The sequence below is a fragment of the Streptomyces sp. NPDC001020 genome (assembly GCF_053599115.1).
Genome location: NZ_JBSFLQ010000018.1, coordinates 19,704 through 33,723 on the forward strand (window position 1 = coordinate 19,704; position 14,020 = coordinate 33,723).

The window sequence follows — 14,020 nt, forward strand, 5'->3', positions numbered from 1 at the left end:
GGCACCCTTCGTCCGCTTTCGACGCCCACTGACTGCCATCATTCTTAGCCAGCAGCCGCAAGTCGTCGTCGGCAATCCGTACGCTGGACGCTTGAATGATCCGATCCTGGGGCCAGCCTGTCCCTTCGTGGGACTCTCGGCGTTCACGAAGGACGACACGGAGTTCTTTTACGGCCGCGACAGTGATACCGCGATTGTGTACGAAGCCGTGCACACCCGGCCGGTAACAGTAGTGGCCGGCCCTTCGAGCTGTGGAAATGGTCAGGTGCACGGACCGTATCCTTCACGGAGAGCTGACGCAGGCCCAATGGCAATGCGTCCCAAGGCTGTTCGTGCAGCTGGCCCGGCCCGACCACGGTGACACCTTTTCGCGAAGTTCCACCCGCGCCGCCGACCTCGCTCCTGAACTCCTCGACTTTGCCCGAAAGCTGGCCACCCGCCAGCTCGTCGTTCTTTCTCACGCCCCGGGTGGCGGCCTCGTCCTGCTCGGCCAGCCGGTACAGGACCCGCTTGGCGATCACCAACTCCTAGCGTTCCGTCTGGACTTCCTGAAGTCGCCTGCCCAGCTCCTCGGCGAGCGCGTCCAGCTCGCTCCGGCGAGCCGTGATCCACTCCAGCTCCGACATCCCCGCACCCTTCACGACCCGGCGGTGCATCCCGGACGGCGACGGATCGTTGACGGACCCCGCGGCAGGCGCAGCAGAATCCGACTCAACAGTCGAATACCGACCAGCAGATGTCGTTGCGTAACCTCTGGTCATCAAGTACGAGTTCACGGATCGGCTCCGGGAGCTGATCGCGCTGCCACTGGCATTCGAGTCGTCCCGCGGTCTCACTCTCACCTTTCGGTGCCGCTGCACGTACGGCCTTGATCGCATAGGCGGCCGCGCCGAGCTCGTGAGCGGCGACGTGGGCGACGGCCCCGGCCTGGCCGGCGGCGTACGCGGCATGTCGTGCTGCCCCACGCAGGTCTCTGGCTGCCCCCATCGCGTGGCCGCCCGCCGCGCGAGCCTGCATCATCTTGACCTCGCCACGCACCCAGGCCCGGGCATGCTCGATCGCCTGGCGCGGTCGCGGGTCCCCAGGTTGGGCCGACTCGAAGAGGCCAAGGACGTGCTCTGCGCACGAGGCAGCCCATAGAGCGAGGAGACGGTGATCCGCATCAGTGAGCGTTCCACCACGGCGGATCGTCACGAAGCGTGAGTCCCGGACCTTCGGGAGGATCATGACTTGCAGTCCCTCCTGCGCGCATCGGCGCCACTCGTTGCGGTGTGGCCCGGCGGCCGGTCAGCCGCCTGGCGCGGGGAATGGTCCAGAGTGCTGGCCAGGCCCCTAGCAAGTACAGCAGAAGCCGAGAACCACTCCAGTTGACCGGTCGGACGATCTTCGCCGTGGACACCGGCCGCCAACCAGCACGAGCCCCCCTACCGCCCCTCACACCACGCCGGTGACCTGCAACTTCACGATGCACACTGCTCATTCATCGGTAAGGGGATGGGCCCTCCACCTTGATCGTGGACACCTTGACACTGGATCTTGAATTCAGCGAGAGGAGTCCCGAGTGGGGACCTACAAGTACTCGGCGGAGTTCCGGGCCGACGCGGTGGCGCTGGCCCGTTCGTCGGGCCGGCCCGTCTCACGCATCGCCGCCGAACTCGGCGTGAACCACGAGACGCTGCGGCAGTGGATCAAGACCGCGGAGAACGCCGAGCGTCCTGAGGCACTCGCGGAGTCCACAAAGGACGCGGAGATCGCGGCCTTGCGCAAGCAGGTCCGCGAGCTGGAGATGGAACGTGACATCCTGCGCCGGGCGAACTGGTGAGCCGCTTCGAGTTCGTTGCCGACCATCGCGATGCCTTCGGCGTGAAGCGGCTGTGCACCGTGCTGAATCTGTCCCGGTCCGGGTTCTACCGGTGGCTGAAGACCGCCCCGGCGCGGGCAGCGAAGAAGGCCGCCGACGCAGCGCTCACCCGGCAAATACGCACGGTTCCGTTCTTTCCAGTCAGGTGGACGCGCGAACCCAACGGGGGCGCTTGTTCCGCAACAGACGTCTTCAGGACCGCGCGGATCCGAGCGGGTCCGTCAAACGGTGCTGGGTCGGCTTCGGTCGGCCCGTCGGCTGCGGCGGCCCACGGTCATGCTGACCAGGCCGGCGATGAAGGCGAGGAGCAGGCCGGCGGCCATGACGGCGTTGCCGACGACAGTGCCGAGATTGTGTGAGACCAGATTGGGGGTCAGTTTCCCGGCCAGAGTACCGACGCCGGCGATCCAGAACGCGATGAGTACTCCGAAGACCGCGTGCCACCACCAGCGGGCGGTGAGCATCATCAGCACACCGAACCCGACGATGAACGCGATCCCGGGCGGGAACGAGATGCCGAACGTCCCTTGGGCTGCGGAGAACTTCGCGGGGTCGGCGATCCATTGGATGAGCAGGCCCACGATGCCCACCAGCAGTCCGCCGAACGTGACGAGCGAGCTGCGGCTCAGACGGTGCAGATGAAACATGACGACTTCCTTCACGTGTGCGATGGACGAGATGCCGCAGTGCGCGGGGAATGGATGACCGAGGCCACCGCGAAGACCGCTGCGGCGGCGAAACTGAGCATCTGAACCCAGCCGGAGATGAAGTCGAGCATCCGCGCCGGGGTGGTCAGCCGGTGCATGAACTGGTCGGAGGCCAGTCCTCCGGAGATGAAGGAGACGCTCATGACTGCGGCGGACAGCGGAGTGAACCGCCACCGACCCAGCGCCACCACGACGGCGAAAGCGGGATAGATGAACGGGCCCGGCCCGTCGTAGCCTGGGGCCTCGTCGCTGATGGCGGCCACGACCAGGGCGGCGCACGTGGCGATCAGCAAGGTCCGGTGCCGCCCCTTGGCACGGCCGATCGCGGTCCAGGCCGCGGCGCGGTGTCGCGGTGCTGAGACGGGATCCGGCAACCCGTGGCCGTGGGATTGTGCCTGTGCTGCCATCGGACAACCCTTCCTGTGTCGATGTTCCGGGGTGCGGGTCGGCGTCGCCGGGGAGAGAGATGGCTGCCCCGGGTCAGCCTGTGCAGCGATGACGGGACCAGGGTCGGTGCTGAGAGATGCCGGACGCATCGGACGCAGAGCGTCTTCGGCGCCGCGTGGATACGCTCGCTGACGTAGCGCGGTTTCATCGCCACGGCTGATGCTCTGGTCCCGGGAAGGCGGGCATGCTGGGCAGCATGGTCACGGAGATCGGTGGGAGGCTTCCGCGACCGGCGCGTTCGGACGCCCTGCTCGCGGCGGTCTTCGCGGCGGCGGTGGTCGTCGGCACGGTGTGGGCGTCCGCCGGACAGTCTCGGTCCCGCCCCTTGGACGTGCTCGGAGTTGTGCTCCTGGTGGCGGCCGCCATGGTGGCGGTGGGCTTTCGCCGGGCGGCGCCGTTCGGGGCACTCGCCGGCACGACTCTGCTGGTCAACATGTATCTGCTGGTCGGTTATCCGTATGGGCCGGTGCTTCTGTGCCTGGTCGTCGCGGCGTTCGAGGTGGCCCGGCAGCGGCCGTTGCCCTCCTCGGCCCTGGCCTGCGGACTGGCAGCGGCGGTCTCCTCGGCGACGATCCTGGCCCGGCTGTTCGGCGAACTGCACGTCATCGGCCTGCTGGCGCTGGCCTGGACGGGCTGGAGCGTGCTGCCGTGGTCGCTGGGCGCGCTGATCCACGTGATGGACGCGGCCCGGCGCCGTGCCCGTCAGGACCTGATCGTCCGGACTGCACTCGAGGAGCGGATGCACCTCGCCGGCGAGGTGCACGACATTGCCGGCCATGGATTTGCGCTGATCACCATGCAGGCCCAGGTGGCGCTGCTGGTCTTCGACGAGCAGCCCGAGCAGGCGCGCCGCTCGCTGGAAGCGGTCCGTGACACCAGCTCCACCGCGCTGGCCGACCTGCGTCGGATGCTGGACACGTTCCATCCGAACCAGGAGCAGCCGGCCCGGAACGGACCAGCGTCGGAGCCACCCGCGCTGGGGCAGCCCGCTGCACGGGAGTGCGCTGCGGGGGAGTGCGGTACGAGCGGCCCCGTCGATGCAGCCGGTGTGCCAGGCCTCGCCGACCTCATCCGGCAGGTCCGGGCTGGTGGACTGCCGGTCGAGGTGATGGCCGGCGTACCAGACGACCTGCCCGAGCCGCTGAGTGGCGTGGTGTACCGGGTGGTGCAGGAGGCGCTGACCAATGTACTGCGCCACGCAGGACCCACTGCGGCCCAGGTCACCATCGACCGACACGGCGAGCAGGTGCTCGTCCGGGTGACCGACCGCGGTCGCGGCGCCCCCGTCCGGGTGGGGCCGCCGGGCCGCGGGCTGGCCGGTATGCGCCGCCGCGTCGAGGGACTGAACGGCCGCCTGGAGGCCGGTCCTCGCGACGGCGGCGGCTTCCAGGTGGAGGCGTGGCTGCCCGTGCCGGAGGTGACCAGGTGATCCGGGTGATGCTGGTCGACGACCACCAACTGGTCCGCATGGGTCTGCAGGTCCTCGTCGACCGCGAGGACGACATGCAGGTGGTTGCGGAGGCCGACAACGGTCGGCAAGCTCTCGCGCAACTGCGCCGCGGCGTGCCCGACGTGATGCTGCTGGACATCCGGATGCCCGACATGGACGGCCTGGAACTGCTGCGTCACCTCGCCGCCGACCCGGAACTGCGTACTGTGCGGGTCGTCATGGTGACCACCTTCGAGATCGACCAGTACGTGTTCGAGGCGCTTCAGGCCGGCGCCAGCGGTTTCATCCTCAAAGACGGCGCCCCCACCGAACTGGTCCACGCCATCCGGGTGGTGGCCGCCGGGGAGGCGTTGCTGTCGCCCTCCGTGACCCGTCTGCTGGTGAGCACCTTCGCGGCGCGCTGGGCGCCTCCCGTCGCCGTCGAGGGGCTGGACGCCCTCACCGAGCGAGAGCGCGAAATCGCCGCCTGGGTGGCCACCGGCAGGTCCAACAACGAGATCGCCGACGCCCTGTTCCTCTCCCCGGCCACCGTCCGCACCCACGTGGGCCGGGTGATGGCCAAGCTCAACGCCCGCTCCCGCGCCCAACTGGTCGTCCTGGCCGTGCGCGCCGGCCTGACGGTCGCGCCCTAGCAGTGCTTCGTCAGGTTCTGGTTCTGGCCGGGGGCGGCCGCGGGTGGCAACGCGCTGTCTCCGGCGTGTAGATGGACTTGGAGATCGCTCCCAGCGACATCAACAACGTCCGTCTGAAGCTCAAGTGGGCCGCCGAGCGGGGGATCCTGGCCGAGACCGAGCAGGGGCTGTTCACCCCGCCACGGCCGCAGCCCCTCCGGCGGGCCGCAAACCAGCCTGCTCAGCCCGTCCGAATGACCAAACCGGGCATGACCTCAGATGCCGCCCTCTGAGGGCGCGCGGTCGCGCCGATGAGCGGACACGTCTGCCAGCCTGCCGAGAAAACCCGTTGCCAGTGACTCACATCGGAGGTCTGATTGATCCGCCACCGATCAGGGGAGGGGACATGAGGACGTCGCTGCTGCCCACGCCCTCGTTGCACACCGCTCGCCTTCGACTGCGTGCCTTCGAAGACACAGATGCGAACGACCTCTTCGCACTGCACAGCAGCGCCCACATCCTGCGTTACTGGGACTCGCCACCGTGGACCGAACGCTCGCGCGCCGAGAAGTTCATCACTGCTTGCCGGCGGATGGAACAGGAGGGCACTGGGGCGCGGCTGGCCGTGGATCGTGTCTCCGACGGGGCGTTCATCGGCTGGTGCACCCTGAACAGTTGGAATCCGGACTTCCGCAGTGCGTCGCTTGGCTACTGCTTCGACGATGCAGCGTGGGGCCACGGCTACGCGACCGAGGCCGCGCGCGTTCTGCTGCGGTGGGCATTCGACACGCTGGACCTAAATCGCGTCCAAGCTGAGACCGATACGCGCAACGTGGCTTCTGCCCGCGTACTGGAGAAGCTCGACTTCGTACGTGAAGGGACATTGCGGGAAGACTGTGTCGTCAACGGCGAGGTCTCTGACTCGTGGGTCTACGGACTGATCAGGCGGGAGTGGCAGCCGTCGGACGAGCCGATTCCCGCCCACTGAGTTCCGTCGCTCGGCATCCGGTATCGGCTAGCCCCAAGCAACTGATCACTGCGCCTCATCCACACACGACGGCGAACCGGACAAAGAGTTACGTACTGTCCCCTCAGAGCGCCGGGATTGCTCTGCCGACGCGGTGACCGATCGATCGGCCAAGCCGAACTCCTCTGGGGTGTCAGCCGCGAGGTGTGTTCACCGCAGGGTGGTGTCGCCGCGGAGGAGAATTTCTCTCAAGGGGCTGAGGGTGTGTAGAACGGCGCTGCCGATGCTGGTTGTGGTGATCAGGTCGGCGTTGCGCAGGACGGTGGTGTGCTGGCTGGCCGAGGGCAGGGAGATCCGGCGGCGCTGCGGTGCGGGCGGATCTCCGTCCCGACCGACTGGACCCGGCCCGCGACCTCTCCCGGAACGACCATCGAAGTCGCGCGCCTGTCGGCGGCCGATCCCGCATCGCATCGGAAAGCTCTTCTTCAATCCCGGTGGCCCGGGAGAAGGCTAGGTCGGCTATCTCCTCTCCAAGCAGGCTTCGCGAGCAGTTCTTCCCACCGCGATTGCGTGACCGCTTCGACATCGTTGCCGTGGAGCCGCGCGGCATCGGCGTCAATCCACCGCTGAACCGCCCTTCTATGAACGCCCGTTCAGTGAGCAGGTTCCCCGCCGACCGGTCGGCGGCTGCCGCACTGGTGCGCGGCAACCGGAAGTTCGGGGTTGCCTGCGCCCAGGGCAGCGGCCCGTTGTTCGCCCACTTGGACACGGGGAGCATCGCGCGGGACATGGACGCAGTGCGCGCGGCACTGGGAGAAGAGGCGATCAGCTTCCTCGGGCTCTCCTACGGCACCATGGTGGCCCAGAGTTATGCCGAACTCTTCCCCGCGCGGGTGCGTGCGATGGTCCTGGACGGCGTGGTTGACCGGTCGCTGTCCTGGCGTCGGATGGTCGAGATCGACGCGGCCGCGGTGGAAGACGGAGTGGGACGGTTCGCTCGCTGGTCGGCCGAGGACGGGCACAGCGCGTTGCACAGCCAGGGCGTCCGCGGCTTTCTGACCTCGCTGCTGCGCCGTGCCGACGACGGCGACATCAAGGACGGTGACCGACGGGTACGCGCGGAGGAGATCGCCCAAGCGGTGAACGCCGGCCTCCAGTCACCGCGGCTCTACGAGATGCTCGCAACCTCACTGAGGAAGACGGCCGATACCGAGGACATGGCGCCCCTTGCCCCCTTGGCCACCAATCCCGACTACGTTCCGTACCGCTCGATCATCTGCCAGGACATCCCCGGCTCGGTGGATGCCGAGAGCGTCCTCCCGGCGGCGGTGCGCCGGGTGCGTGCGGCCGGACCGACCCTGCGCGGCTACTCCGAGTTCTGGGACGTCGTCAGCGGCTGCGCGGGCTGGCCGGTGAACTCCACGTGGACACTGCACGGTTGGAGGGTTCCCGCGAGCTTCCCGCCCGCGCTTCTGATCTCCGGCACGCACGACGTCGCCACACCCCCGGCATTCGCCGACGGGGTCCGGCACGCCCTTCCCGCCGGCGGGCTGCTGCGCTGGGACGGCGACGGCCACACCGCCTGGCTCAACGACCCGGCCACGGTCGACGCCGCGATCGGCTACCTCACCACCCTGCACCTGCCGGCAGCCGCTTCCTGACCGTACGGCTCTAGGGCTGACCCTGGTGCTGTGGCCGGGAAAGTTTGCCGGAAAGTTCGCGGCGTCCGGTGCTGGGGGTACCTCCCACACCCTTCAGGCAGTGGGGGAGCATCGCAAGGCGGAGCATTACCCGCGTACTGGATGTACTCGGGTGATGCGACAACGCGGCGTTGGGGTCCCCCTGCTCGAAGAGCTTGGGGGAGTGCCGTGCCGGGCGTCGCGAGCCGGTGAATCTCCCGGTCACAGCGCTAGCAGGCCGTCGACACCCCCGCGCAGCAGTGCCTCGGAGTGCAATGCCCGGTCGGCGGCGGCGCCGACAGCGTTGACGATCTCCAGCAGGTCGTGCATCCGGGCCGCCGTTCCGGGCCCGGTCCGTCCCGCCCTCCACGAGGTGAAGACCGGCTCGATCAAGGCCGAGCCGGCATCAGACACATCACTACGGTACGGGCAACGATCACTCACACCGACACCGTGCAAGGACCGCCAACGCCAGCAGTCACAAAAACATCCCTGACTACCAACAACCTGGATCGGATGCCCTCTTAGCGGGAAGTGCGCAGGGACGTGTCCAGAAGGGCCATGAGTTGTGCAGCACGACTCTTTCCGGTCGGCGCGAGAGGATACCGGTTGAGGACATCAATCAAGACAGGTGTGGCGCGTTGCCGAGCCTGCTCGATCAGCTTGAGTCCGACGTCGGGATCACCACCTGCGTTCAATTCCCCCACACGCGCCGCGCTTGCAGCGGCGCGCAGGATGTGACCTACCTGGGTGGCTTTCGCGATCGGATGGAGGTACGCGGCAGAGGCGGCATCGCCGGCGGCGCGTGCGGCGAGCCGTTCGGCTTCGGTGGCCGCTTCCTTCGCCGCACGGTGCGCGTCCAAGGAAGTGATGCGCTGGAGCTTGGTCCTTTTCGCGCCGCCCACGAACTCCCATGCCGCTTCGACGGCTGCACGAGGACGAGGATCGTTGGGGTTGGCGGCCTCAAACACAGGAAGGATTTCCTCAGCGCTCTCCGCAACGTAGCGCGCGACCACGCGCAGTTCGTCCATGGTCAACTCGAAGTCCCCGGGTCCGATCGTCACGAATCCGATTCTCCCACGGGCCAACCGTGCCTGATGCCCCACACGATGTGCTACGCGGCAAATGGCAGCACCAGGTCGGGCCTTGGCCTATCGGCAGGCAGACCGAAGAGCGAGAACCGGGCGGTGACCGGCCCAGCATCGGGACGACCAGACCGGACGACGAGGGATGTCAGACAGTCACTGATTGACGGTCCGTGAGCTGCCCCCGACCACAGCACGTCAGTACGCCACCCGGCCGCCTACGCGCGCTGGGCCAGCAGCCCACACGCTGGAACACGGCGGCAGCTTCGAAGAACCGCTGAGCGGCGGCGCATGCTTCGTAGGTCATCACCACTCGCGCCCGCGCCCGCGTCGTGTACGGTGCGGTCGTTCCCGGGCCCCTTTCGGTCATGTCGTCAGCCTCCGCTTGCGACGATGGGCGAGGACCGCTGTGCATCCCCTTGTGTTCAGCCGCGCACGAAGTACAGGACGGTCGTGATGACGGCGGTCGCCAGAAGGGCGCCGCGCAGCAGCCAGGCGGGTAGACGGCGGGCGAGGTGGGCGCCGGCGAAGCCCCCGGCCACGGCGCCGACCAGCATGGTGGTCAGGAGCAGCGAAGCGCTCAGTGCGTCCGAGGCGATGAGGAACAGCAGTGTCGCGCTGAGGTAGATGGCCGCGAGTTGGGTGATTCGCATCGGGTTGCTGACCGCGGCGTCCATGCCGAGGCCGATGCCCCACAGGGCCAGCATCAAGATGCCTACGGCTCCGCCGAAGTATCCGCCGTACATGGCGAGGAAGAACTGTCCGATCAGGGTGGCTCGTGAGCTCATGCCGAATGAGCGGCCCAGTGCGCTGCTCAAGGCCTGGGAGAGGCGGCGGCCGAAGGCGAGGACCACTGTGGCGAAGGCGAGCAGCCACGGTGCCGCGGCGTCGAACGACGATGCGGGCAGCACCAGCAGCAGGCCGGCGCCGACGCCACCGCCGATCACGCTGATCGCCGTCAGCGCCTTCGTTGACGCAGGCCCGATAGGGGTGAGTTCGCGTCGGTACACCCACGCGCCGGCCACGGCTCCGGGTACGAGGGCGACCCGCGACACCGCGTTCGCCGTCACCGGTGGCAGGCCGCAGGCGACAAGGGCCGGCAGCGCGACGAACGTGCCACCGCCGCCCACGGCGTTCAGGGCTCCGGCGGCTACACCGGCCAGCAGGACAAGAGGAAACTCGAACACATGCCGAGCATTGCCGTGAACGAGCAGTTCCACAATGCGGAATCTTTGTACCCTGCCTACGCCTGAGCCTTAGTCTGAGTCTGTGCGTTATGACCTGGACGACCTGCGGCTCTTTCTCCACGTCGTCACGGAGGGATCGATCACGGCGGGCGCTCATCGCATGCACCTGAGCCTGCCCTCGGCCAGCGCCAGAGTGCGCTCGCTGGAGCATCAGGCCGGAGTGGCACTGCTGATCCGCGGTCGACGGGGCGTGCGGCCCACGCCGGCGGGGACAACCCTGGCCCGCCATGCACGCCATGTACTCGACCAGACTGCGCGGCTCGAAAGCGCCGTAGCGAGCTACACCCTGTCCTCGACCGCTCCGCTGAGACTGCTGGGCGGCGGCTCTGCGATGCACCGGCTCGTACCGCGAGCCCTGATCTCGTTTCTGCGTGCCCACCCGGATATCGATGTCACGGTGTCCGAAAGCCGTACCCCACAGACCGTGCGGATGCTCGCGGACGGAGAGGCGGACCTGGGGGTTGTCCTCGATGCCGAGGCCGGCGAATGCGGCCTGCGCATGGAGCCCCTCGGCGACGACTCCCTCGTGGTGATCGGCCAGAGCGGAGGAGTCCTTGCCGGACGGCCCGCGCTGACCTACAGCGAGGTCGCCGAGCACCCGCTCGTCGGCCTCGACGCTGAGTCCTCGCTGCGCCGCTGGATCGAGAAGCACCTAGGGCCCCACGCCCCCGCGGTGCGGTACCGCACCACCGTCGCAGACCTGAGTGTCCTCGTCTCCCTCGCTGCCGCAGGTGCCGGGCTCGCCGTCGTACCGCGTCGTGCCATCGGCCCCCACCAAAGCCTCGACGTGTGTGAACTGCGGGACCCCTGGGCTCGCCGCCACCACCTACTGGCCTGGGGCGTCAAGGACCGTGCCGTGTCGACAGCGACCGCGGCGCTCGCCGAACACCTGCGCCACGCGGCCCAGTCCGAGCCGTCCCTCCGCAACGCCAACGAAGACACCGTCGGACGCCAGCGCTTCCACGAGGGCTGACCGAACACCGGACATGGTCCGAGACCATAGTCCGAGACTTCTTATGGTCAGTGGCCTCGCACGACCCGGCTCGAACCGGCGCGGGCAGCCGTGACCCGAGGTGGCCTCGGTCGAGCGTGAGCGCGTCAGTTTCAGTCGGCTATGGCCGTCCGGTCGAGGAACCGTCGCAGGCCGGTTTGTACGCCGTCCGTGGGGACGGTGGTGGCGAAGCATGCTGCCTCGACCGCGAGGCCCTCGTCGATCGGCAGGTTGATGCCGCGGGTGACCGCGCGCAGGCAGGCAGCTACGGCCGTCGGTGCGTGCCGGATGATCCGCGCGGCCAGGTCCCGTGCGGCGTCCAGGAGTTCGTCGGCCGGTACGACCGTGTTGACGAGGCCCAGTCCGGCGGCTCGGGCGGCCGGGATCGGGTCGCCGGTCAGAATCATCTCCAGGCCGCGCTTGCGGCCGACGTGCCGCGGCAGGCGCTGCGAGCCGCCGAAGGGCGGCGGGAAGCCGAGGGTGATCTCGGGCTTGGCGAAGGTCGCATGCTCGGCGGCGATCGCGAGCGGGGCGGCCTCGGTGATCTCGCAGCCGCCGCCGTAGGCGAGGCCGTTGACCGCGACGATCACCGGCTTGGGGAACTCCTCGATCCGCCGGGTCAGCGCGTGGCCCCGGCGCACGATCTCGCGCAGCGCGCGTTCGGGCCCGTCGGCGATGCTGGCCGCCAATGAAGGGATGTCTGCGCCCGCACTGAAGGCCCTGTGCCCCGCGCCGGTCAGGATGGCCGCCCGGATGCTGTCGTCGGAGTCGATGTGGTCGAGCTGTGCAAGCAGTGCGTCGATCGTCGGATAGTCCAGGGCGTTGAGCTTCTGCTCCCGATCGATGGTGATCACTACGACCTGGTCGTCCCGCTCGATGCGCACGGTCATGCCGGGTTACTCCGTTTCGCCTGGGTTCGGTGGCATCGAGGCTACGAGCCGTGATCCAGGACGATCCATTAATTGTCCTGCATACAATGGAGTTCGACTCCCATACTCCTCCGCGACGGACAGCGAGTGCCGCATGCGACCGTCCTCATACAAGGCCGTCGTCCACGAGTTCGCCGCAGCCATCCGCTCCGGCGCGATCCCGGCCGGCACCCAGCTGCCGACACACCGCGGTCTCGCGCGCGAGCGGCGGATCGCGCTGGCCACGGCCACCCGCGTCTACGCCGAACTCGCCGCCCTGGGCCTGGTTGTGGGAGAGCCGGGCCGGGGCACGTTCGTCCGGGTGCGCTCCGGCTACGACGGGCTCGAACCATCACGCGCTCTGCCGGTGCCCAGGGTGGCGGACCTGTCGTTCAACCAGCCCCTGGCCCCCGGGCAGGGCGACCAGTTGCGGCAGGCCATGCGCACGATGGCGGCGTCGGGAGACCTCGAGGCGCTGCTGCGCCAGCACCCGCCCGGCGGACACCGCCACGACCGGGCCGTCGTGGCCACCTACCTGCTGGGGCGGGGAATCGACACGGTGCCGCACAACGTCCTGCTGACGAGCGGGACCCAGCAGGCGCTCGACATCGTGCTGCACACTCTCACTCGGCCCGGTGACGTCCTCGCCGTCGACGCGCTCAGCTACCCGGGCATCAAGCTCCTCGCCTCGGCACACGGCCTCGACCTGGCCCCCATCCCGGTCACGGCCACAGGACCGGACCTCGACGCACTCGATCAGCTGTGCCACGCCAGGCCCGTCCGCGGGATCTACACGATCCCCACCGTGCACAACCCGCTCGGCTGGGTGCTCGACCGCGAGCAGCGCGAGCGGCTGGCCGCCCTCGCCCACTCACACAACTGCCTGATCATCGAGGACGGCACCTACGCCTTCCTCGACCCCTCGCCGCCACCACCGCTCCAAGCCCTCGCGCCCGAACGCACCTGCTACGTCGCCGGCCTGTCCAAGAACGTGGCACCCGGCCTTCGCTTCGGCTTCGCCGTCCTGCCCGACCGCCATGTGAAGGCAGCCACGAGCAGTCTTCGCACCGCGGCCTGGGGAGCCCCCGGAGTCGTCACCGCACTCGCGACGGGCTGGATCGCCGACGGAACGGTCACCCGCCTGGAGGAAGACCGCCGTCAGGACGCAGCCGCCCGGCAGGACATCGCCCGCGCCGCGCTTGCCGGCCTGGACCTCACTGCCCACCCGGTCTCCTACATCGTGTGGCTCGGCCTGGAGCCGCACCAGCGCCCCGATCACCTCGCGGCCGTGCTCGCGGAGAAAGGGATCCTCGTGTCCACCGCGGACGCCTTCGCCACCGGTCCCCACCGTCCCCGAGCACTCCGCCTGGCACTGGCAACACCACCCCGAGACGAGCTCGGGGCTGCGTTGCGCAGCCTGAAGGACGCGGTCGAGAGCATCCCCCCATGACATGGCCCACTACCTCGCCGCCCGAACATGACAGCCCTCGTCACCATGACCGCTTCCACCACGGTGCAGCGGGCAAGCAAGCCACCCGCGCAGCCCGTACCCGAGCGACGAGCCGCCCCGTGGGTCGAGGCAGCCGTGCCTACAGCCAGCAGGGCCGCCTGGCCGACGGGTGTCAGGCCCTGCGCATCGCCGAGAGCTGCGCAGCCCAGTACATCCGGCGCCCAGCCGTCCGTGAGCTGGTGGCCCACATGACCGCCCGAGACCGCCGTACGCTGCGAACCGCACCGCTTCAGCTGCCCAGCATCCGGCGGAAGTAACACGTATTTCGTGTGTTTGTGGGATCGAAGTAAGGGCATCCGGTGGCCAGGAGGTTGATAACGATGGTTCCCCTACTTCTGGTCCTTCTGCTGGCTCTCATCCTGTTCGGTGCGGGTTTCGCGCTGAAGGCGCTGTGGTGGATCGCGGTGATCGTGCTCGTTGTGTGGCTGCTGGGCTTCGTCGTCCGCTCCGCGGACAGCGGTGGTCGAAGGGGCCGTTGGTACCGCTGGTAGACGAGGGCGCCCGAGCAACCGTTGTCGTATGCGCGAGCGCCGTTGTCCGACCGACATGACGGACGG

At 68.5% G+C, this 14,020-nt stretch carries 17 protein-coding genes and 1 pseudogene; 11 read left to right on the top strand and 7 right to left on the bottom strand.

The features are described 5' to 3' along the window. Positions 1-127 precede the first annotated feature (127 nt). The gene (locus tag ACWDEX_RS18645) at positions 128-361 is read left to right on the top strand and encodes an nSTAND1 domain-containing NTPase (RefSeq protein WP_450464798.1); all 234 of its coding nucleotides are present in this window, start codon (positions 128-130) and stop codon (positions 359-361) included. 350 nt (positions 362-711) lie between these two features. Here the strand turns inward: ACWDEX_RS18645 and ACWDEX_RS18650 are convergent, their stop codons facing one another. Continuing rightward, positions 712-1,227, bottom strand: coding sequence for a putative immunity protein (locus ACWDEX_RS18650; RefSeq protein WP_450464647.1), 516 nt, complete (start codon positions 1,225-1,227; stop codon positions 712-714). 334 nt (positions 1,228-1,561) lie between these two features. Between ACWDEX_RS18650 and ACWDEX_RS18655 the strand changes: the two genes are divergently transcribed. Continuing rightward, the gene (locus ACWDEX_RS18655; RefSeq protein WP_450464648.1) at positions 1,562-1,822 is read left to right on the top strand and encodes a transposase; all 261 of its coding nucleotides are present in this window, start codon (positions 1,562-1,564) and stop codon (positions 1,820-1,822) included. Positions 1,823-2,082: 260 nt separating this feature from the next. On the opposite strand, the gene ACWDEX_RS18660 is transcribed toward ACWDEX_RS18655, so the two are convergent. Beyond that, the gene (locus tag ACWDEX_RS18660; protein ID WP_450464649.1) at positions 2,083-2,508 is read right to left on the bottom strand and encodes a hypothetical protein; all 426 of its coding nucleotides are present in this window, start codon (positions 2,506-2,508) and stop codon (positions 2,083-2,085) included. A gap of 11 nt (positions 2,509-2,519) precedes the next feature. Next, positions 2,520-2,975 (bottom strand): hypothetical protein, encoded by a 456-nt coding sequence (locus ACWDEX_RS18665; protein WP_450464650.1) that lies wholly within the window; start codon positions 2,973-2,975, stop codon positions 2,520-2,522. Positions 2,976-3,199: 224 nt separating this feature from the next. Here ACWDEX_RS18665 and ACWDEX_RS18670 point away from each other — a divergent pair, with 224 nt between their 5' ends. The 5 genes from ACWDEX_RS18670 (at position 3,200) to ACWDEX_RS18690 (ending at position 7,704) form a co-directional block, all read left to right on the top strand. Then, positions 3,200-4,444, top strand: coding sequence for a sensor histidine kinase (locus ACWDEX_RS18670; RefSeq protein ID WP_450464652.1), 1,245 nt, complete (start codon positions 3,200-3,202; stop codon positions 4,442-4,444). Beyond that, a complete protein-coding gene (locus ACWDEX_RS18675) occupies positions 4,441-5,097 on the top strand; it encodes a response regulator (protein ID WP_450464799.1) in 657 nt (218 codons plus the stop codon). Before ACWDEX_RS18670 ends, ACWDEX_RS18675 begins: the two co-directional genes overlap by 4 nt. Positions 5,098-5,168: 71 nt before the next feature. Further along, positions 5,169-5,369: a hypothetical protein gene (locus tag ACWDEX_RS18680; RefSeq protein ID WP_450464653.1), complete on the top strand. Its 201-nt coding sequence runs from the start codon at positions 5,169-5,171 to the stop codon at positions 5,367-5,369. 113 nt (positions 5,370-5,482) lie between these two features. Further along, positions 5,483-6,064 carry a GNAT family N-acetyltransferase gene (locus tag ACWDEX_RS18685; protein WP_450464654.1) on the top strand — a complete coding sequence of 194 codons (582 nt, stop codon included), beginning with the start codon at positions 5,483-5,485 and terminating at the stop codon, positions 6,062-6,064. A 473-nt stretch (positions 6,065-6,537) separates the two neighbouring features. Continuing rightward, positions 6,538-7,704: an alpha/beta fold hydrolase gene (locus ACWDEX_RS18690; RefSeq protein ID WP_450464655.1), complete on the top strand. Its 1,167-nt coding sequence runs from the start codon at positions 6,538-6,540 to the stop codon at positions 7,702-7,704. 240 nt (positions 7,705-7,944) lie between these two features. On the opposite strand, the gene ACWDEX_RS18695 is transcribed toward ACWDEX_RS18690, so the two are convergent. The 3 genes from ACWDEX_RS18695 to ACWDEX_RS18705 all read right to left on the bottom strand — a co-directional run bounded on the left by ACWDEX_RS18695 (position 7,945) and on the right by ACWDEX_RS18705 (position 9,994). Next, positions 7,945-8,136, bottom strand: coding sequence for a hypothetical protein (locus ACWDEX_RS18695; protein ID WP_450464657.1), 192 nt, complete (start codon positions 8,134-8,136; stop codon positions 7,945-7,947). A gap of 110 nt (positions 8,137-8,246) precedes the next feature. After that, positions 8,247-8,786, bottom strand: coding sequence for a putative immunity protein (locus ACWDEX_RS18700; protein WP_450464658.1), 540 nt, complete (start codon positions 8,784-8,786; stop codon positions 8,247-8,249). Positions 8,787-9,232: 446 nt separating this feature from the next. Continuing rightward, entirely contained in the window at positions 9,233-9,994 is a 762-nt protein-coding gene (locus ACWDEX_RS18705) for a sulfite exporter TauE/SafE family protein (RefSeq protein ID WP_450464659.1), read from the bottom strand. A gap of 82 nt (positions 9,995-10,076) precedes the next feature. On the opposite strand from ACWDEX_RS18705, the gene ACWDEX_RS18710 reads away from it, so the two are divergent. Next, positions 10,077-11,027 carry a LysR family transcriptional regulator gene (locus ACWDEX_RS18710; protein WP_450464661.1) on the top strand — a complete coding sequence of 317 codons (951 nt, stop codon included), beginning with the start codon at positions 10,077-10,079 and terminating at the stop codon, positions 11,025-11,027. Positions 11,028-11,158: 131 nt separating this feature from the next. Here ACWDEX_RS18710 and ACWDEX_RS18715 read toward each other — a convergent pair whose 3' ends face one another. After that, positions 11,159-11,935 (bottom strand): crotonase/enoyl-CoA hydratase family protein, encoded by a 777-nt coding sequence (locus ACWDEX_RS18715; protein ID WP_450464662.1) that lies wholly within the window; start codon positions 11,933-11,935, stop codon positions 11,159-11,161. A 133-nt stretch (positions 11,936-12,068) separates the two neighbouring features. On the opposite strand from ACWDEX_RS18715, the gene ACWDEX_RS18720 reads away from it, so the two are divergent. From ACWDEX_RS18720 to ACWDEX_RS18730, 3 genes and pseudogenes are all read left to right on the top strand, one after another. After that, positions 12,069-13,403, top strand: coding sequence for an aminotransferase-like domain-containing protein (locus ACWDEX_RS18720; RefSeq protein ID WP_450464663.1), 1,335 nt, complete (start codon positions 12,069-12,071; stop codon positions 13,401-13,403). A 93-nt stretch (positions 13,404-13,496) separates the two neighbouring features. Further along, a pseudogene (locus tag ACWDEX_RS18725) lies at positions 13,497-13,720 on the top strand (hypothetical protein); the annotation flags it as partial. Positions 13,721-13,783: 63 nt separating this feature from the next. Then, positions 13,784-13,954, top strand: coding sequence for a DUF5670 family protein (locus ACWDEX_RS18730; protein WP_086727732.1), 171 nt, complete (start codon positions 13,784-13,786; stop codon positions 13,952-13,954). Positions 13,955-14,020: the final 66 nt, after the last annotated feature.

Coding starts and splice junctions, on each gene's coding strand:
- ACWDEX_RS18720 (WP_450464663.1), top strand. CDS start 12,069: ATGCGACCGTCCTCATACAAGGCCGTCGTCCACGAGTTCGCCGCAGCC.
- ACWDEX_RS18730 (WP_086727732.1), top strand. CDS start 13,784: ATGGTTCCCCTACTTCTGGTCCTTCTGCTGGCTCTCATCCTGTTCGGT.
- ACWDEX_RS18685 (WP_450464654.1), top strand. CDS start 5,483: ATGAGGACGTCGCTGCTGCCCACGCCCTCGTTGCACACCGCTCGCCTT.
- ACWDEX_RS18715 (WP_450464662.1), bottom strand. CDS start 11,935: ATGACCGTGCGCATCGAGCGGGACGACCAGGTCGTAGTGATCACCATC.
- ACWDEX_RS18660 (WP_450464649.1), bottom strand. CDS start 2,508: ATGTTTCATCTGCACCGTCTGAGCCGCAGCTCGCTCGTCACGTTCGGC.
- ACWDEX_RS18650 (WP_450464647.1), bottom strand. CDS start 1,227: ATGATCCTCCCGAAGGTCCGGGACTCACGCTTCGTGACGATCCGCCGT.
- ACWDEX_RS18670 (WP_450464652.1), top strand. CDS start 3,200: ATGCTGGGCAGCATGGTCACGGAGATCGGTGGGAGGCTTCCGCGACCG.
- ACWDEX_RS18665 (WP_450464650.1), bottom strand. CDS start 2,975: ATGGCAGCACAGGCACAATCCCACGGCCACGGGTTGCCGGATCCCGTC.
- ACWDEX_RS18680 (WP_450464653.1), top strand. CDS start 5,169: ATGGACTTGGAGATCGCTCCCAGCGACATCAACAACGTCCGTCTGAAG.